The organism is Streptomyces sp. NPDC007808, from assembly GCF_042868655.1.
Lineage (GTDB): Bacteria > Actinomycetota > Actinomycetes > Streptomycetales > Streptomycetaceae > Streptomyces.
Map to the genome: position 1 here is coordinate 652,027 of NZ_JBIAEQ010000004.1, position 19,058 is coordinate 671,084.

12 protein-coding genes, 1 tRNA gene and 1 pseudogene are annotated in these 19,058 nt (G+C 71.9%); 12 read left to right on the top strand and 2 right to left on the bottom strand.

Annotated elements, in window-relative coordinates; all coding sequences use genetic code 11:
- Window positions 1-82: 82 nt before the first annotated feature.
- The 8 genes from ACFYNL_RS18755 to ACFYNL_RS18790 all read left to right on the top strand — a co-directional run bounded on the left by ACFYNL_RS18755 (window position 83) and on the right by ACFYNL_RS18790 (window position 13,042).
- Complete coding sequence (locus ACFYNL_RS18755; RefSeq protein ID WP_388804284.1) at window positions 83-691, top strand: small secreted protein; 609 nt, start codon at window positions 83-85, stop codon at window positions 689-691.
- A gap of 88 nt (window positions 692-779) precedes the next feature.
- Window positions 780-2,321 carry a methyltransferase gene (locus ACFYNL_RS18760; protein ID WP_388804287.1) on the top strand — a complete coding sequence of 514 codons (1,542 nt, stop codon included), beginning with the start codon at window positions 780-782 and terminating at the stop codon, window positions 2,319-2,321.
- A 486-nt stretch (window positions 2,322-2,807) separates the two neighbouring features.
- On the top strand, window positions 2,808-3,005 hold the full coding sequence (locus ACFYNL_RS18765; protein ID WP_388804290.1) for a hypothetical protein: 198 nt from the start codon (window positions 2,808-2,810) through the stop codon (window positions 3,003-3,005).
- 245 nt (window positions 3,006-3,250) lie between these two features.
- The gene (gene topA, locus ACFYNL_RS18770; protein WP_388804293.1) at window positions 3,251-6,085 is read left to right on the top strand and encodes a type I DNA topoisomerase; all 2,835 of its coding nucleotides are present in this window, start codon (window positions 3,251-3,253) and stop codon (window positions 6,083-6,085) included.
- Window positions 6,086-6,252: 167 nt separating this feature from the next.
- Window positions 6,253-9,525, top strand: a complete 3,273-nt coding sequence (gene tmk / locus ACFYNL_RS18775; protein ID WP_388804296.1) for a dTMP kinase — start codon at window positions 6,253-6,255, stop codon at window positions 9,523-9,525.
- Window positions 9,526-9,861: 336 nt separating this feature from the next.
- Window positions 9,862-11,067, top strand: coding sequence for a DNA polymerase III subunit delta' (locus ACFYNL_RS18780; protein ID WP_388804299.1), 1,206 nt, complete (start codon window positions 9,862-9,864; stop codon window positions 11,065-11,067).
- A gap of 165 nt (window positions 11,068-11,232) precedes the next feature.
- Window positions 11,233-12,876: an alpha/beta hydrolase gene (locus tag ACFYNL_RS18785; RefSeq protein WP_388804302.1), complete on the top strand. Its 1,644-nt coding sequence runs from the start codon at window positions 11,233-11,235 to the stop codon at window positions 12,874-12,876.
- An 89-nt stretch (window positions 12,877-12,965) separates the two neighbouring features.
- A tRNA-Thr gene (locus ACFYNL_RS18790) sits at window positions 12,966-13,042 on the top strand.
- A gap of 44 nt (window positions 13,043-13,086) precedes the next feature.
- On the opposite strand, the pseudogene ACFYNL_RS18795 reads toward ACFYNL_RS18790, so the two are convergent.
- A pseudogene (locus ACFYNL_RS18795) lies at window positions 13,087-13,296 on the bottom strand (integrase); the annotation flags it as partial.
- Window positions 13,297-13,615: 319 nt separating this feature from the next.
- Here ACFYNL_RS18795 and pssA point away from each other — a divergent pair.
- Both pssA and ACFYNL_RS18805 read left to right on the top strand, forming a co-directional pair.
- Window positions 13,616-14,413 (top strand): CDP-diacylglycerol--serine O-phosphatidyltransferase, encoded by a 798-nt coding sequence (gene pssA, locus ACFYNL_RS18800; RefSeq protein WP_388804305.1) that lies wholly within the window; start codon window positions 13,616-13,618, stop codon window positions 14,411-14,413.
- Window positions 14,414-14,603: 190 nt separating this feature from the next.
- On the top strand, window positions 14,604-15,125 hold the full coding sequence (locus ACFYNL_RS18805) for a hypothetical protein (RefSeq protein ID WP_388804308.1): 522 nt from the start codon (window positions 14,604-14,606) through the stop codon (window positions 15,123-15,125).
- A gap of 87 nt (window positions 15,126-15,212) precedes the next feature.
- Here the strand turns inward: ACFYNL_RS18805 and ACFYNL_RS18810 are convergent, their stop codons facing one another.
- A complete protein-coding gene (locus tag ACFYNL_RS18810) occupies window positions 15,213-15,659 on the bottom strand; it encodes a hypothetical protein (protein WP_388804311.1) in 447 nt (148 codons plus the stop codon).
- 383 nt (window positions 15,660-16,042) lie between these two features.
- Here ACFYNL_RS18810 and ACFYNL_RS18815 point away from each other — a divergent pair, with 383 nt between their 5' ends.
- Window positions 16,043-17,446 carry a Tat pathway signal sequence domain protein gene (locus tag ACFYNL_RS18815; RefSeq protein WP_388804314.1) on the top strand — a complete coding sequence of 468 codons (1,404 nt, stop codon included), beginning with the start codon at window positions 16,043-16,045 and terminating at the stop codon, window positions 17,444-17,446.
- A gap of 234 nt (window positions 17,447-17,680) precedes the next feature.
- Window positions 17,681-18,577, top strand: coding sequence for a glycosyltransferase family 2 protein (locus tag ACFYNL_RS18820; protein ID WP_388804316.1), 897 nt, complete (start codon window positions 17,681-17,683; stop codon window positions 18,575-18,577).
- Window positions 18,578-19,058 lie beyond the last annotated feature (481 nt).

Genomic DNA, 19,058 nt, shown 5'->3' on the forward strand with positions numbered 1-19,058 from the left:
AAAAGTAATAAAACATGACGCAAGGGGTGCTCGGAGCCTGGTTCCTTCCGGCCCGCCGTGTAGATTCCGGTGGCCGAGAGCCATGGAAGGGACCAAACCGGTGAACAAGAAGCTCACGGCCGCACTGTCCGGCGGTGCGGCACTGGCACTGGCCTTGACGGGATGCACGGGCGACGAGGGCAACCCTGAGCTGGACGCCTGGGCCAAGAAGGTCTGCGACACGGCGCCGGCGCAGAACGCGAAGATCGCGGCCGCCGACGCCGCGATCACGAAGGCGGCCAAGGACAGCCCGCCCAAGGAGCTCCAGAAGGTCGACGCCCAGGCATTCCAGGACCTCTCCGACGGATTCAAGGCCCGTGCGACCCTGCTCCAGCAGGCCGGACCGCCTCCGGGCGTCGAGGGCGGTGCGAAGAAGCAGCGGGACGCCATCAAGAAGCTCACCGCCGTCTCCGTGAGCTACGCCGAGCTGAAGAAGCAGACGGACGAGCTGAACACCAAGGACCAGGCGAAGTTCGCGTCCGGGCTGCGCAAGGTCGGCGAAGAGATGAAGAGCATGGTGAGCCAGCGCAAGAGCGCGCTCGACGCGCTGAAGCAGCTGGAGTCGAGCGGCGACACCAAGAAGGCGCTGCTGGAGCAGGAGGGCTGCAAGCAGGTCGTCGCGTCCGAGTCCGCGGCGGCCACCGGCAGCTGAGTTTCCGACAGCTGAACCACCGACAGCTGAGCCACCGACAGGTGGACCGCCGTGGGCGGGCGGGGCCGGGCCCGGTCACAATGAGAGCGTGAGTGACTCCAGCCTGTCCGTCCTGCCCGCCTCCGACCGCCCCGAGGCCGCCGCCCGGCTGCGGGATGCCCTGCTCGGGGCCTCCTTCACCCCCGACGGACTCCTCGAACTGCTCGGTGCGCCCGCGTACGCGGCGCTCGCACGGAGCGAAATCGTGCCCGCGCTCCGCGCGACCCGCGGCGATACACCGCTGGAGGCGCTCGTACGGCTCTTCCTGCTGCAGCAGCCCGTGCCGCGGGCCCGCGTGGCGGACGTTCTTCCCGTCGACGCCTGCCTGGAGAGCGGTTGGCTGATTCGCGTCGGTGAGGGCTCGGGTGACGACCTCGCCGCGACCGTGGACGTACGGCCGTACGGCGGGCCCGGCGGCGAGGACTGGTTCATCGTGTCCGACCTGGGCTGCGCGGTCGGCGGGGCGGGCGGCATCGGCGGCACCGGCCGTCAGGCGGACGCAGCCGTCGTGCTCGGCGTCGGCGGCGCCTCCACCACCCTCGCCGGCATCACCGTGCGGGAGCCCGTCGCGTCCGCTCTCGACCTCGGCACCGGCTCCGGCATCCAGGCGCTGCACGCGGCACAGCACGCCACGCGCGTGACGGCGACCGACCTCAACCCGCGCGCGCTGCACATCACCGCCCTGACGCTCGCGCTCTCCGGTGCGCCGGTCGCGGACCTTCGGCAGGGCTCGCTGTTCGAGCCGCTCAAGAACGGTGAGACGTACGACCTGATCGTCTCGAACCCGCCCTTCGTGATCTCGCCGGGCGCCCGGCTGACGTATCGGGACGGTGGGATGGGCGGGGACGATCTGTGCCGGTCGATCGTTCAAGGGGCGGGGGAGCGACTGAACGAAGGCGGGTTCGCGCAGTTCCTCGCCAACTGGCAGCACGTGGAAGGGGAGGACTGGCAGGACCGGCTGCGGTCCTGGGTGCCGCGCGGGTGCGACGCCTGGATCGTGCAGCGCGAGGTCCAGGACGTCATGCAGTACGCCGAGCTGTGGCTCAGGGACGCCGGTGACCATCGGGGGGACGCGGCCGCGTACCAGGCGCGGTACGACGCGTGGCTCGACGAGTTCGAGGCGCGCAAGGTGAAGGGCGTGGGGTTCGGGTGGATCACCCTGCGCAGGACGTCGGCCGCCGTGCCCTCGATCACGGTCGAGGAATGGCCGCATCCGGTCGAGCAGCCGCTCGGAGACACGATCCGCGCGCACTTCGACCGCCTCGACTACCTGCGCTCCCATGACGACGCGGCCCTGCTGGAGGACCACTTCCGGCTCGTCTCCGAGGTCGTGCAGGAGCAGGTCGGGCTGCCCGGCGCCGAGGACCCGGAACACGTGGTGCTGCGCCAGAACCGCGGGATGCGCCGGGCCGCCCAGGTCGACACGGTCGGCGCGGGGTTCGCGGGCGTGTGCGACGGCTCGCTGAGCGCGGGGCGCATTCTCGACGCCATCGCCCAATTGATGGGCGAGGACCCCGTGTTGCTGCGGGACCGCACTCCCGCGCAGATCCGGCTGCTGGTGGAGCAGGGGTTCCTCGAACCGACGCGGTGACCTGGCCCGACCTGACCTGACCTGACCTGACCTGGCCTGAACCGACGCCATGTCTTGATACCGACGCGGTGCCTCCGGCCCGACGCGGTGCCTCCGGCCCGGCGCGGTGACTGGATCCGGCGCTCGCGTCAGCGCGGAGCGCGAGCATCGTTTTCCCGGGCGCCCGTCGGCGGGGTTTCCGACAACCCCGCCGAGCGGAGGGCAACAAATTCGAGTCGATCTCCGGGCGTCCCGCACGGCGTTCCCCGCGGAACCGGATCTGTTGCCGGTGAGGTTCATGAGGCCCAAGACTCGAACGAGTTCACTGGCACCAGTGAGGACAACGGGTCTTCTGAGCCTGAGGTGACCGCCGGTGCGATGGGCCCGCCGCGGTACCACGGCCGCGTCCGCCCTCCGTTCACCTGAGGTTCGCCTGTGCGCCCCACGCGCGTGACAGCCTCGCCGGGCCGAGCACGCGAAGACCGGAGAAAAGGGGCGAGCGGGACCATGGAAAGGGCATCGGCGATCTTCGCCGGGGTGGTTTTCGCCCTGTTCGGAGGGGGGCTGCTGTTGTGGACGGCGGTCCGGGTGCGACAGCACAGGCCCGTCGCCGAAGGTGTGAGCCCCGTCGCATCGGCGACGCTCGCCGGCGTTGTCTCGATGGTCGCGCTGATCTTCGGAACCTGGTGCTTCAGCCGCCTGTGAGAACGCCCTACGAGCTGGGCGGCGGATAATTGGGAGGGCCTCTTCCGGAAAGGCTCGAATAGGACTGCGGGCACTCCGGGCGGCAGGAATGGCGGAAGTCGGGTTACCGTTCGAGTGGCCGTTGCGGGCTTTTACCGTTTGACAACGGGGCGGGATGTACCGTCACACTCCGCAGCGTCACCACGACCCGACCCGGGATCTAGGCCTGGGGAGGCCCCAGCGTCGATCCGGAGAGAAGAGCGAAGTTGTCCCCGACCAGCGAGACCGCACAGGGCGGCCGCCGACTCGTCATCGTCGAGTCGCCTGCCAAGGCGAAGACGATCAAGGGCTACCTGGGCCCCGGCTACGTAGTCGAAGCGAGCGTCGGGCACATCCGCGACCTTCCCAACGGCGCTGCGGAGGTGCCGGAGAAGTACACCGGTGAGGTCCGCCGCCTCGGCGTCGACGTCGAGCACGACTTCGAGCCCATCTATGTCGTCAACGCCGACAAGAAGGCCCAGGTCAAGAAGCTCAAGGATCTGCTGAAGGAATCCGACGAGCTCTTCCTCGCCACCGATGAGGACCGCGAGGGCGAGGCCATCGCGTGGCACCTCCAGGAGGTGCTCAAGCCCAAGGTCCCGGTCAAGCGGATGGTCTTCCACGAGATCACCAAGGCCGCGATCCAGGCCGCCGTCGCCAATCCGCGCGAGCTGAACCAGAAGCTGGTCGACGCCCAGGAGACCCGCCGCATCCTCGACCGCCTCTACGGCTACGAGGTCTCGCCGGTCCTGTGGAAGAAGGTCATGCCGCGCCTGTCGGCGGGCCGTGTCCAGTCCGTCGCCACGCGTCTCGTGGTGGAGCGGGAACGCGAGCGCATCGCGTTTCGTTCTGCTGAGTACTGGGACCTGACGGGCACCTTCGCGACCGGCCGCGCGGGGGATCCGTCGGACCCGTCGTCGCTGGTCGCCCGCCTCCAGACCGTCGACGGCAGGCGGGTCGCGCAGGGCCGCGACTTCGACTCCCTGGGACAACTCAAGAGCGCGAACACCCTCCACCTCGACGAGGCGAACGCCCGCGCCCTCGCCGCCGCCCTGGAGCAGACGCGGTTCGCCGTCCGGTCCGTCGAGTCCAAGCCGTACCGCCGCTCGCCGTACGCCCCGTTCCGTACGACGACGCTGCAGCAGGAAGCGAGCCGCAAGCTCGGCTTCGGCGCGAAGGCCACGATGCAGATCGCGCAGAAGCTGTACGAGAACGGCTACATCACGTACATGCGTACGGACTCCACGACGCTGAGCGACACCGCTGTCGCGGCCGCCCGCGCTCAGGTCACGCAGCTGTACGGCGCCGACTACCTGCCGTCCGCGCCGCGGACGTACGCCGGCAAGGTCAAGAACGCCCAGGAGGCGCACGAGGCGATCCGCCCGTCCGGCGACCGCTTCCGCACCCCGGCCGAGACCGGGCTGACCGGCGACCAGTTCAAGCTCTACGAGCTGATCTGGAAGCGGACCGTCGCGTCCCAGATGAAGGACGCGACCGGCAACTCGGTCACCGTCAAGATCGGCGGCACCGCGGCCGACGGACGCGACGTCGAGTTCAGCGCCTCCGGCAAGACGATCACCTTCCACGGCTTCCTCAAGGCCTACGTCGAAGGCGCCGACGACCCGAACGCCGAGCTGGACGACCGCGAGCGCCGGCTGCCCCAGGTCTCCGAGGGCGACGCCCTGAGCGCCGAGGAGATCACGGTCGACGGACACGCCACCAAGCCCCCGGCCCGCTACACCGAGGCGTCGCTGGTCAAGGAGCTGGAGGAACGGGAGATCGGCCGCCCGTCGACGTACGCGTCGATCATCGGCACGATCCTCGACCGCGGCTATGTGTTCAAGAAGGGCACGGCCCTCGTCCCGTCCTTCCTGTCCTTCGCCGTGGTCAACCTCCTGGAGAAGCACTTCGGGCGGCTCGTCGACTACGACTTCACCGCGAAGATGGAGGACGACCTCGACCGCATCGCGCGCGGCGAGGCCCAGTCCGTGCCATGGCTGAAGCGTTTCTACTTCGGCGAGGGCACCAGCAACGGCGACGCGGCCGACGCCGGCAACGGCGACGGGGACCACCTCGGCGGCCTCAAGGAGCTGGTGACCGACCTGGGCGCCATCGACGCGCGCGAGGTGTCGTCGTTCCCCGTGGGCAACGGCATCGTGCTCCGGGTCGGGCGCTACGGCCCGTACATCGAGCGCGGGGAGAAGGACACCGAGCAGCACCAGCGCGCCGACATCCCGGACGACCTGGCGCCGGACGAGCTGTCCGTGGAGCTGGCCGAGGAACTGCTGGCCAAGCCCAGCGGCGACTTCGAGCTGGGCACCGACCCGGCCACCGGCCACGCGATCGTCGCCAAGGACGGCCGCTACGGCCCGTACGTCACCGAGGTGCTCCCCGAGGGCACGCCGAAGACCGGCAAGAACGCGGTCAAGCCGCGCACCGCCTCCCTCTTCAAGTCGATGTCGCTGGACACCGTGACGCTGGACGACGCGCTCAGGCTGATGTCGCTGCCGAGGGTCGTCGGAACCGACGCCGAGGGCCAGGAGATCACCGCGCAGAACGGCCGCTACGGCCCGTATCTGAAGAAGGGCACGGACTCGCGCTCCCTGCAGTCCGAGGAGCAGCTCTTCACGATCACCCTCGAAGAGGCGCTGCAGATCTACTCCCAGCCCAAGCAGCGTGGTCGTGCCGCCGCCAAGCCGCCGCTGAAGGAGCTGGGCACCGACCCGGTGAGCGAGAAGCCGGTCGTCGTCAAGGACGGTCGCTTCGGGCCGTACGTCACCGACGGGGAGACCAACGCGACCCTGCGCTCCGGCGACAGCGTCGAGACGATCACCCCGGAGCGCGGCTTCGAGCTGCTCGCCGAGAAGCGGGCGAAGGCGCCCGCGAAGAAGACGGCGAAGAAGGCCGCCGCGAAGAAGACCGCCAAGAAGGCCGCCCCGGCCAAGAAGACGGCCGCCAAGAAGACGGCGGCCAAGAAGACGACCACGACCGCGAAGAAGACGGCGGCGAAGAAGACGACCGCGAAGAAGGCGACGGCTTCCAAGACGGCGACGGAGGACTGAGCCGCTCGAACCTCGCGTCCAACCGGGCCCTGACCGGGCCCGGTTGGCGGTGCGGTTCTTCACTCCAGGTTCGCAAAACGAACGCCTCGGCATCAGTTTGGTGTCGGGGCGGGCGTACGTTCGGGCGGGCTCGCCAGGCTGTCAGTGCGTCCCGATAGGCTGAACGCATGACGCGAGCCGAGCAGCCAACGGCCCCCAGCACCGCCCCCGACGACGCCCTCGCGGCGGACTCCCGTGAGCGCGCCATCCGCGCGCTGCTGCGCCGACCCCAGCTCAAGCGGTTGTGGAGCGCGCAGTTGGTGGGCGGTGTCGGCGACATGCTCGCCCTCTTGGTGCTGGTCCTGCTGGCCCTTCAGACGGCGATCGCCGAGACGGCGTTCGGCGGCGGGTACCGGGGCGTGGCGTTCGCAGTGGCGACCGTCTTCGGGGTGCGCATCCTGGCGACGCTGCTCTTCGGCGCCGTGCTCCTCGGCCCGTTGACGTCCCTCACCTCCCACGACGGCCCGCTCGACCGGCGCTGGACGATGGTCGCCGCGGACGGTCTGCGGGCGGCCCTGCTGATCGTGGCGCCCCTGTGGATCGACTGGACGCCGGACAACGCGCTCGCCATGCTCCTGGTCACCGTCTTCGTGACCGGTGTCGCCGAGCGGTTCTGGACGGTGTGCCGGGAGAGCGCGGCGCCCGCCCTGCTGCCGCCCCCGCCGCCGGAGGGCGCGACCGTACGGCCCCTGCCGGACCACATGGACGCCCTGCGCCGTCTGTCGCTGCGCACCGGCTTCGTGGCGATCCCTCTGGCAGCCGCCGTACTCGTGGTCGCGGCGCTGCTCAACAACCTGCTCGGTGCCGGGATCGACTGGTTCGACCAGCACCAGGCGGCACTCGCCTCGTACGTGGCGGCCGGCCTGTTCGCCGCGTCCCTGTCCGTGCTGACCTTCCTGGAACTGCCCGGCACCCGCACCCCCCGCGCGCGGTCCCCGCTGGAGGGGCTGCGCCGGCCCAAGACCGGCACGGGCGTGGACAAGGGCCGCACCGGCGCGATCCCGCTGCTGGTGACGGCGTGCGCGGCCGTCGCCGGGGCGGTGTCCGCCGCGGTCGCCGTGGCCGTGCTGCACGCCAAGGACCTGGGCGGCGGGCCGGTCCTGTACGGCCTGCTGGTGCTCGCGCTGGCCGGGGGAGTGGTCGTCGGCATCCGTACGGCGCCCTCCGTGCTGCCCGCACTGTCGCGGCGCCGGCTGCTGGCGCTGGCGATCGCCCTCACCGGCATCGCGCTGCTGGCCGCGGGACTCGTCCCGGACGTCACCACCGTGCTGCTGATCCTGGCGCTCGCCGGGACCGGCGCGGGCATGGCCGCGAACACCGGCCACACCCTCCTCGACCAGGAGGCCGAGGAGTTCAGGCGGCCCCGGACGACGGAGCACCTGCACGCGGTCGCACGGGTGTGTGTCGCGCTCGGCGCGGTGATCGCGCCGCTGGTGGCCGCGCTCATCGGGCCGCACAGGCTGGAGAGCGGCAGGTTCACCTTCGCGCACGGCGGGGCGGCGTTCACGCTGATGCTGGTCGGCGCGCTGCTGCTGCCGGTGGCCGCGCTGGTGCTCGCCAAGGTCGACGACCGCTCCGGGGTGCCGCTGCGGCAGGACCTGCGGGACGCGCTGCTCGGGGGGGACGACCCGGAGCAGGTACCTGCGGCGTCCGGTTTCTTCATCGCGCTGGAGGGCGGTGACGGCGCCGGGAAGTCCACCCAGGCCGAGGCGCTCGCCGAGTGGATCCGGGCCAAGGGCCACGAGGTCGTCGTCACCCGCGAGCCGGGGGCGACGCCGGTCGGCAAGCGGCTGCGGTCGATCCTGCTGGACGTGTCGAGCGCGGGGCTGTCGCACCGGGCGGAGGCCCTGCTGTACGCCGCGGACCGTGCGGAGCACGTCGACACGGTGGTCCGGCCCGCGCTGGAGCGCGGCGCCGTCGTGATCTCGGACCGCTACATCGACTCCTCGGTCGCCTACCAGGGGGCCGGCCGTGACCTGTCCCCGACGGAGATCGCCCGGATCAACCGGTGGGCGACCCACGGCCTCGCACCGCATCTGACGGTTCTGCTGGACGTCGCTCCGGAAGTCGCCCGCGAGCGGTTCACCGAGGCGCCGGACCGGCTGGAGTCGGAGCCGGCCGAGTTCCATGCGCGCGTGCGGTCCGGTTTTCTGACGCTCGCCGCGGCCGACCCCGGGCGGTACCTGGTGGTGGACGCGGGGCAGGAGGCCGAGGCGGTCACGACCGTCATCCGGCACCGGCTCGACCAGATGCTTCCGCTGTCCGAGGCCGAGATCCGGGCCCAGGAGGAAGCGCGCCGCAAGGCCGAGGAGGAGGCCCGCCGCAAGGCCGAGGAAGAGGCCGCCCGCAAGGCCGAGGAGGAGCGCCTGGAGCGTGAGCGCCAGGAGCAGCTGGCCCGACTGCGTGCCGAGGAGGAGGAGCGCAAGCGGCGCGAGCTGGAGGAGGCGCAGCGGCGCGAGGCCGAACGTCAGGCGGAGGAGGCCCGGCAGCGGGCCGAGGAGGCGCGCCGCAAGGCCGAGGAGGAGCGGCAGCGGCTGCTGGCGGAGGAGAAGGCGCGCGCCGAGGAGGAAGCGCGTCGCAAGGCGGACGAGGAGCGGCGCCGCAAGCAGGCCGAGGAGGAGGCCCGCATCCACGCCGAGGCCGAGGCGCGGCGCCTGGAGAAGCAGCGCAAGGCCGAGGAGGCTCTGCTGCGGGCCGAGGAGGCGCGCCGGCTGGCCGAGCAGGCGACGGCGCAGGCCCAGGCCGGGCCGCGACCGGCGGGGCCCGGAGCCGGGGTTGCCCAGGGGGACGCGGCGACCGTGCCCACGCCGGTGGTGACGCCGGGTAAGGCGCCGGGCGGGGCGTCCGACGAGACGACGGTGCTGCGGCCGGTGCGGGACGAGCGGCGGGAGCCGGACGCCGAGCGGCCCTCCGGTGACCGTGCCGCCGGGGGCTCCGACTCCGAGGTGACGACGCAGCTGCCGCAGCCGCCGGCGCCTGCGGGGGCGGCGGACGAGACGGCGGTGCTGCCTCCGGTGGTGCCTGGCGCCGGCGACGAGACGGCTGTACTGCCGCCCGTGGTGCCGGGCGCGGCCGACGAGACTGCGGTGCTTCCGCCGGTTCCTCCGGGGGCGGCGGACGAGACGGCGGTGCTGCCTCCGGTGTCGGGGCGGGGTCCCGCGGACCGGGTTCCGCCGGACTACTTCCGCGACGAGCGGGCGGCCCAGCCGGACGGGTCCCAGGACCGGACGCGGGAGATGCCGCAGGTCGACGAGTCGGGGACGCCCACGCGCAGGGCCCGGTCCGACTGGGCCGAGGAGACGCCGCTGGACGATCTGCCGACGCTGGCGGACGAGCTGCTCGGACCGCATGAGGACGAGCGCGACGACGAGGGCGGCCGCGGGCGGGGTCGGCGGCGCTGAGGCCGGGTGGCCTTCGGGGCGATCCGTCGGGTTGGGCAGTGACCTGAGCCTGGCTCGGTGGCCCGGCGGCGGCCCGGTGGTTCGGTGGGCCCGGGTGGTGCCCGTGCCGGTACGGGCGTACCGGCGGGTGTTCGTCCCCACGTACCGTCGGGTGTTCGTCGGCAGGTACGGCGGATGTTCGTCGGCAGTGTCACCCGGGTGCCGCTCGTCGGGCATCGGTGCCACCCAGCGGCATCGGCAGTGCTCGTGCAGCCCGCTCGCTCGGGTCCCGTTGTCAGTCCCGCCCCGCACAATGGATCCGGCGACGCGAAGTGTGAGGAAAGGCGGGCGTGACCCATGACCGTGTGGGACGACCTGGTGGGCCAGGAGCGGGTGAGCGAGCAGTTGGGCGCCGCCGCTCGGGACGCCGACGCTTTCGTGACCGCCGCAGCTGCCGGCGCGCCGCCGCCCGAGGCGTCCAAGATGACCCACGCCTGGTTGTTCACGGGACCCCCTGGGGCGGGCCGGAATCAGGCGGCACGGGCCTTCGCCGCCGCATTGCAGTGCGTCAGCCCCGACCGGGCGCTCGGCGGATCCCCCGGCTGCGGCTTCTGCGACGGCTGCCATACGGCGCTCGTCGGCACACACGCCGACGTCACCACCGTCGCCGCCGTCGGCACCCAGATCCTCGCCGACGACATGCGGGACACCGTCCGCAAGTCGTTCACCTCACCGGCGAACGGCCGCTGGCAGATCATCCTCGTCGAGGACGCCGAACGGCTCAACGAGAAATCGGCCAACGCCGTTCTGAAGGCCGTGGAGGAGCCCGCCCCCCGCACGGTCTGGATGCTCTGCGCCCCCTCCATCGAGGACGTCCTGCCCACCATCCGCTCCCGGTGCCGCCACCTGAACCTGAGCACCCCGTCGGTCGACGCCGTCGCCGACATGCTGGTACGCCGGGAAGGCATCGAGCCCGACGTCGCCGCGGCGGTGGCCCGTGCCACGCAGGGGCACGTCGACCGGGCCCGCCGCCTGGCCACGGACCCGGCCGCCCGGGAACGCAGGGCCGCCGTTCTGAAGCTGCCCCTGCGGCTGGGGGATATCGGCGGCTGCCTCAAGGCCGCCCAGGAGCTCGTCGACGCCGCCGCCGAGGACGCCAAGCAGCTCGCCGAGGAGATCGACGGCAAGGAGACCGAGGAGCTGAAGGCGGCGATGGGCGCGGCCCAGGGGGGCCGGATGCCGCGCGGCACGGCGGGTGTGATGAAGGATTTGGAGGACAAGCAGAAGCGGCGCCGTACGCGCACACAGCGCGACAGCCTCGACCTCGCCCTGACCGACCTCACCGCCTTCTACCGCGACGTCCTCGCCCTGCAGCTCGGCTCCCGCGTCGCCCTCGCCAACACCGACGCCGAGGACGCCCTGGAGCGCATCGCTCGCGACAGCGCCCCGGAGTCCACGCTTCGCCGTATCGAGGCGATCGCCGCCTGCCGCGACGCCCTCGACCGGAACGTCGCCCCGCTGCTGGCGGTGGAGGCGATGACCATGGCGCTCAGAGCGGGCTGACAGGACGTTCAGCCCGGCTGCACAGGCCATGAGCGGGCGGGCCCGGCCGCTCGTTCTCCGCGCGGAGGGGTCGTTCCTCGCCGCGGGAGATTGACCATGTAACTCGTACGAGCCACATCGTGCACGCAGCGCATTCAATCCACTGCGCAGAGTTACGCTCGCCTGATGCACACCAGGCGCAGTTCCGCACCCAGCCCCGACCCGAGCCCACGCGCTCGGGGCTCACGCCCCCGCGGCTCGACCCCTCGCCGAGCCGGCGCTGTCGGCACCTTCCTGGCCGTCGCCGCGCTGCTCGTCTCCGCCTGCACCTCGGGTGAGCCGACCAGGTCGACGAAGCCGGGGAACCCGGCGGCCGGGGCGGCGTTGGCCGCGTTGCCGCGGGCCACGCCGGCCGCGCTCGCGCCGTACTACGCCCAGAAGCTGAGGTGGCGGGGCTGCGGTGCGCCCGGCTTCCAGTGCGCCACCATGCGGGCGCCCCTGGACTACGCGAAGCCGGAGGCCGGGAGCATCAAGCTCGCCCTGGCCCGCAAGAAGGCGACGGGCCCGGGCGAGCGGCTCGGCTCACTGCTCCTGAACCCGGGCGGTCCCGGAGGCTCGGCGATCGGCTACCTCCAGCAGTACGCGGGTATCGGCTATCCGGCCGATGTACGTGCGCGCTACGACATGGTGGCCGTGGACCCGCGCGGAGTCGCCCGCAGCGAACCCGTCGAATGCCTCGACGGACGCGCGATGGACCGGTACACGCAGACGGACTTCACGCCCGATGACGAGAAGGAGACCGACCGGCTCGTCGCCGCGTTCAAGAGGTTCGCGGAAGGCTGCGGAGCGGACGCGCCCGGCCTGCTCCGCCATGTCTCCACCGCCGAGGCGGCCCGGGACATGGACATCGCGCGGGCGGCGCTCGGGGACGAGAGGCTGACGTACGTGGGGGCGTCGTACGGAACGTTCCTCGGAGCGACGTACGCCGGACTGTTCCCGGACCGGGTGGGCCGGCTGGTCCTGGACGGGGCGATGGACCCCTCCCTGCCCGCCCGCAGGATGAACCTGGACCAGACGGCGGGCTTTGAGACGGCGTTCCGGGCGTTCGCGCGCGACTGCGTGCGGCAGCCGGACTGCCCGCTGGGCACGAAGGCCGCGGACGTCGGAAAGAACCTGAAGGCGTTCTTCCGCGAGCTCGACGCACGGCCCGTCCCGACCGGTGACGCGGACGGCCGCAAGCTCAGCGAGTCCCTCGCCACCACGGGCGTGATCGCCGCGATGTACGACGAGGGGGCCTGGGCGCAGCTGCGCGACGCCCTGTCCGAGGCGATGCGGGAGAACGACGGCGCGGGCCTGCTCGCCCTCTCCGACAGCTACTACGAGCGCGACGCCGACGGCAGCTACGCGAATCTGATGTTCGCCAACGCGGCCGTGAACTGCCTCGACCTACCGGCCGCCTTCGCCACCCCGGACGACGTCCGCGAGGCGCTGCCCGCCTTCGAGAAGGCGTCGCCGGTGTTCGGCGAGGGCCTGGCCTGGGCCACCCTGAACTGCGCGTACTGGCCGGTGGCCCCGACCGGTGAGCCGCGCCGCATCGTGGCGAAGGGCGCGTCCCCGATCGTCGTGGTCGGCACCACTCGCGACCCGGCGACCCCGTACCGCTGGGCTCGCGCCCTGACCCACCAGCTCTCCTCGGCCCGCCTGCTCACCTACGAGGGTGACGGCCACACGGCCTACGGGCGGGGCAGTGCGTGCGTGGACGACACGATCAACGCGTATCTCCTCCGCGGGACCCCGCCGACGGACGGAAAGCGCTGCTCATCGCGTTGATCGCGGCCCGGGAGGGGGTTGGTACGGAGCGCCTCGGAAACTGTGTAGACTTACCGACGTTGCCGATCGCACCATAGTGCGGACGGCGCGCCGCCTTAGCTCAGATGGCCAGAGCAACGCACTCGTAATGCGTAGGTCTCGGGTTCGAATCCCGAAGGCGGCTCCACTCGAACCCCAGGCCGGTTTAGCTCCGGCCTGGGGTTTTGTCGTTCAGCGGACGCGGCGACGACGCCGGGCGCGCGCCGCACGGGTATCGGCGGTCTCAGTTCTGGTCTCAGTCGGGCCGGGAATCGGGGTCGAGGGCGCGGGTACGGGGAGCTCACCCATGCGCCGCATGGCGTCCTTCGACAGGTGAGATCGGCCCTTCACAGACCGGCGGGTCCGGCTGATCTGGGTGTGCCGCAGGATCTCCGTGATCGTGGCCTCGACCTCCGAAGCGGACCGTGACCCGGTGGAGCGCATGGACGACGTCATCCACGTGAGTACCTTCTGTGTTGCCGGGGAGCGTGGGGCGTAACGCCTCGGGCGTGTGGGAGACGTCCGCAGCAGACGCGTACCGGTCGGCGGAGAGCTTGCGCCGGTCGGAGCTCGTGCTGATCGAGGTGGGCCCCGGCTGCCGCCGCGATCGCCCCGCTGCGATGATGCTCGCCACTGGTGACCGCCGCAGATCGTGCGTAGGAGAGAAGCCTTGCCCCTCACCGAACCCGAGACGTCAGCGTCGCGGGCTGAAGAGCCCGCCGTGGAGACAGTCCGCCAACCGCCTCCGTCGAGACTGTCGGTCGCTGATGTGCTGACGCTCGGCAACGCGGTCTGCGGTTTCTCCTCCGTCTACTTCATCACGACCGCCGTCCTGGTCCCCTACCTCACCGAGGGCCGTGGCGACGGCTCGGTGAGGCAGGGGGCGGCCGCCGCCGTGATGCTGATCCTGGCGGCCTCGCTCTTCGACCTGTGCGACGGGCTGGTGGCGCGGAGGTTCCGCAGCTCCGGGATGGGGGCCGAACTCGACAACCTCTCGGACCTCGTGAGCTTCGGTCTCGCACCCGCGTACTTCGTGCTGGTGTGGGGGCTGGTGAGCCACGACGCCCAGTTGGGGCTCGTCGTCGTGGCAGCCGTCGCCGTGCTGCTGGGCGGCGTGCTGCGCCTGGCGCGTTTCTCCGTCACCACGATGCAGGACGGCATGTTCCAGGGGATGCCGATCCCGTTCGCCGCGCTCACCGTCGTCTCTGTCGTCCTGCTCGAACTGCCCTTCGTGGTCACGCTGGGCGCGGTCCTCGGCGTCGCCTGGCTCATGGTGAGCCGGGTGGAGTACCCCAAGCCCACGGGCGTGATGGCGGCTGCCACGGTCGGGTGGGCGGCGGTCAACATCGGCTGCCTGGTCGCCTGGGCCGGCGATGTCCCCGGGTCCGAGACCCTTCTGGTGACCGGCTGCACGCTCCAGGTCACCCTTGCGGCAGTGCTGCCCCTGTTCGCCGCGGTGCGCCGCATCAACGCGGCACGCAACGGGGCACGCAACGCGCGCTCGGGCGGGGCGCCCTGATCCGGGGCCGGTTCGAACGAAGGCACCCCGGCACGGCGTCGGGTGATCACGGGGATCACATGTCGTGGCGAGTGGCGAGTGGCGAGTGGCGAGTGGCGAGTGGCGAGTGACGAGTGGCGCGTGGCGAGGGGCGAGTGGCCAGGGGCGCGTGGCGCGTGGACGAGTGGACGAGTGAAGGGGTGGGGGATTCGTGAGCGAGTTCGTGCCGGTCGGAGAGGACTTCACGGAGCTGGGGCCCGAACGTGGCGGTGAACTCGCTGCCCGCTGGTGGCAGTGGGCGCTGTCCGCGCCCGAGGACCGCAGCCCCGTCAGGGACCGGACCGGGGAGTTCGCGAACTGGCGCCAGCCCGACGACGTGTGGTTCCTGGCCGGCACCTACGGCGGTCGCGTGGTGCGGCGCTGCTCGATGCCCTCGGGGCGGCCGGTCTTCTTCCCGGTGTTCAACACGCAGCGGTCGCAGACGCTGTCCTCCCGCGAGCCGATGGTGATGGCGGTCGCGCAGGCCGAGGTGTTCCTCAACGGAGTTCCGCTGCCGATGCGGGAGTTCACGTCGAAGCCCTTCCGGGCGGCCCAGCGGCGGCGTATCGCCTGGGGGCTGTGGTGTGCGCTGGATCCGTTGCCCGCCGGCCACTACGTGATCGAGATCAAGGCGCGCACCACCGGCGGGTTCTGGGTGGACACGACGTACCACCTCGCCGTCGTCGACCGCTGAGCGGGCAGCCGAGCGCGGACACCGCGACCGAGCCGGCCCGCTGCCGGGCGTCGCTGAGCCGGCTCGGTGCGCCGGTCGTCCGTACGGTCAGCCCTCGCAGAACCCCAGGCCCTTCAGCGCCTCGTTGATCTGCTTGCCCTGCGCCTCGGTGGTGGTGACGTCCTCGTACGTGAAGCGCTGCGCGGCCGACCGGTCGAGTTTGCGGCCGCCGCCGTTGATCGCCGAGCACTGGTTGCGCGCGGCGTCGACGGCCTCGTCCTCGTGCTTGACGATGTCCTGGTTGGCCGCGGCGAGGGCGCGGAGCAATCCGGCGCGGGCGGCACCGGTGGGCTCGGGCGGGATGCCGGTGACGGCAGAGGCGTAGCCGGTGCCAGGTGTGCGGGCACCGGTGTCCGGGGCGCCGGAGGTGCCGGGCGCGTGGGACGTGGTCTGTGCCGACGGCTTGTCGGCGGTCGTCGCGTCCTCGCTGTTGCAGCCGGCGAGAGCGACGGCTGAGGCGGCGGCAAGAACGGCGACGGTGATGCGGGTGCGCATGGTCCTCCTGGGACGTCGACGCTGAGGGGCCATCAGGCCATCAGGCCATCAGGTCATCGGGCCATCAGGTCATCGGGCCATCGGGCCATCGGGCCATCGGGCCATCGGGCCATCGGGCCATCGGGCCATCGGGCCATCGGGCCATCATGCACCGCCTGATCCGTGCGCCGGTGATCTCCCGGTCGGCGGGCTCTCCGTCCGAGCCGCCATCGCGCTCATACGCCGTTGTGCCCCCTGGCACCGCCACCGTCTCCATCCCCCGACCGCCCCCGACCGCAGTCCCACCGCAATACCCATCCAGTCGTGGCCGTTGACCCACTCCATGCGCACCAGCACAATGAGCGCGAATTGAGAGCGCTCTCAAAACCCGGCGAGGGAGACCCATGAACGGCATGACCCGCAGGACGGACAGACAGAGCGCGGCGCTCAGCCGTCGCACCCTCATCGGTGCCGGCCTCGGCGCCGCCCTGCTCACCGGGGCAGGCACGGGCACCGCACTGGCCGGGACGCGTACATACTCCGGCGGGCCCTCCGCCCCGCGCCGCGGCCAGGTCTTCCTCGCCGCCGCGATGGACGCCTACCCCGACCACGGCCCCATCCGCCTCGCCCAGAGCTACGCCGACCAGGCCGGCCTGTTCAGCACCGCCTTCACCTACGACAACGCCCTGGCGATCCTCGCCCTCCTCGCCACCCGCACCACCGACGGACGGTCCCGTGCCGTCGCACTGGGGGACGCCCTGCTGTACGCCCAGCGGCACGACCCGGTCCACGACGACGGCCGGCTGCGGCAGGCGTACAACGTGGGGCCGTACACCTTCTACGACGGCTCCCGGCAGCCCGACGGGTTCGTGCGGGCGGACGGCACGGCCAACGTGGGGACGCAGTTCGGGTTCACGGGGACGGCCGTCGGGGACATGGCCTGGGCCGGGATCGCGCTCAGCGCGCTCGCGCGGCGGACGGGCAAGGGGCGGTTCCTCGCAGGCGCCGTGCGGATCGGGGAGTGGATCGAGCGGAACGGCCGTACCGACGAGCCTCTCGGCGGGTACAAGTTCGGCGTCGACGGGGCCGGCGCGAAGCTGCCCTTCACCTCCACCGAGCACAACACCGACCTCGTCTGTCTCTTCGGGCGGCTGGCCCGGCTCACCGGGGACCGGGTGTGGTTGGAGCGGCGGGCCCGGGCCCGGGCGTTCCTGGCGAAGATGTGGAACGCGGACGGCGGCTTCTTCCACACCGGCACCAACGACGGGGTCACCGTCAACACCTCGCCGATTCCCGAGGACACCCAGACCTGGACGTACCTCGCCCTCGACTCCGGCGCCCACGCCCGGTCGCTGGACTGGGCCGCGCGCGAGCTGGCCGTCCTCGACCACGCCGGCCGGCGCAACAGCACGGTGCCGGAGGGACAGTCGTACGAGGGGGTCACCTTCAGCTCCGCCAGTCTCCTGGCGAACGAGGACGCCCCGATCGCCGAGGGCCAGCCCCGGCCCGACCGCAACGGCGTCTGGTTCGAGGGGACCGCTCATCTCGCGCTCTGTCTGCGGGAGCGGAACCGGCCGGGCGACGAGGGGCGGGCACGGCGGCTGATGGACTCCCTCGAGCGGGCTCAGGACCTGCTCGGTACCGGCCAGACCGTCGGCGGACGGGCGCTGCCCGAGCGGTCCGGCGTCGTGTCGGCCAGCAGCCCGCTCGACACCGGATTCGGGTTCGGCTACTACCCGTACCGGCATCTGGGGGCGACCGCCTGGTACGTGATGGCGGCGGTCCGCCACAACCCGTTGCGGGTCTGAACCCGCCGTCAGGGTCGCGGCGTCGGGGGAGGACCGATCGGGCCGGAGGTTCGCACGGTGCCGAGTGAACGGTGCGAACCGCCGCCCGGGACGCTCGCACGGTGCCGAGTGAACCGTGCGAACCACCGCCCGTGACGGCCGACTCGCCCTGCGGTTCGGCGTACTGGAGACGTCCTCATCGTGAACGGCTAGCATCCGCCGGTAGTTGCAGCCGGGACGAAGTGAGGGACGGGCATGGCGGAACCGAGGATCGCCGTCGCCGTGGTGACGATGGGCAACCGCCCCGACGACGTCGACGCGCTGCTTCGGTCCGTTGCCGCGCAGGACCTCGCCCCGGTCCGGATCGTCGTCGTCGGCAACGGCTGCCCGCTGCCCGAGTTCGCCGAACGGCTGGGGCTGCCCGGCGAGGTCACCCCGATCGAGCTGGACGAGAACCTGGGCTGCCCGGGTGGACGCAACGCCGCCCTCGCCCGACTGCGGGAGTTCGGGGACGTCGACGTCGTGGTCGAGCTGGACGACGACGGGCTCCTCGTCGACGTCGACGTACTGCGCCGGGTCCGTGATCTGTACGCCGCCGACGACCGGCTCGGCATCGTCGGCTTCCGCATCGCCGACGAGCACGGCGAGACACAGCAGCGGCACGTGCCGAGGATCGGCGGCTCCGATCCGCTGCGGGGCGGGTACGTCACCGGCTTCCTCGGCGGCGGCCACGCGCTGCGGATGTCGATGCTGGCCGAGACCGGGGACTGGCCCGGCGAGTTCTTCTTCGCCCACGAGGAGACGGACCTCGCCTGGCGGGCCGCCGACGCGGGTTGGCGGATCCTCTACGCTCCCCAACTGCTGCTCCAGCACCCGAGGACATCGCCCGCCCGGCACGCCATCTACTACCGCGTGAACGCCCGCAACCGGGTCTGGCTGACCCGCCGCCGACTGCCGCTCGCGCTGATCCCCGTGCATCTCGGGGTGTGGGTGCTCCTGACCGTCGTACGCAATCGCTCGTCGCCCGCGGGTCTGCGCGCCTGGTTCGGGGGCTTCCTGGAGGGCCTGCGGGAGCCGGCCGGTGAGCGGCGGCCCATGCGCTGGCGCACGGTGTGGCGGCTGTGCCGACTGGGGCGGCCGCCGGTCATCTGACCGCCGGGGCGCAAGGAGGGACGCGGGCCCCGGTCGTTCACCTCCGCCGACCGGGGCCCACATGCGTCCCCGGACCCGGCCGCGGCGGCGACACTCCCCCGAGCTGCGCGTTCTACGCGCGCACCGTCGGGCCAGATCCGATGCAGTGATCACATCAGGCCACACCAACGGATCGCTAACATGTGGCCAACGGTGTTCCGCTTCGGCTGCGTTCAGTTGGCGCGAAGTCGACGGACGGTACCGGAGAAGTCCCCGGGAGGGAACGTTTTCCGCCCGACGAGCATCAGAGAAAGGTGGCGGGAAACCGTCGGGCAGGGGCGGATCTCCGCCACGTACGGTGGTTCTCGTCCGCCGGTCGTGGGGGGCGTACAAAGTCGTACGAGCATTCCGCCGGGGAGCTAAGGCGCGGGCGTGGGCCCGCCGCGTGGGAAGGCAGTGGGCGGCGTGAAGCGGTGCGGGCTGCGGTTCGGACTGCTGGGGC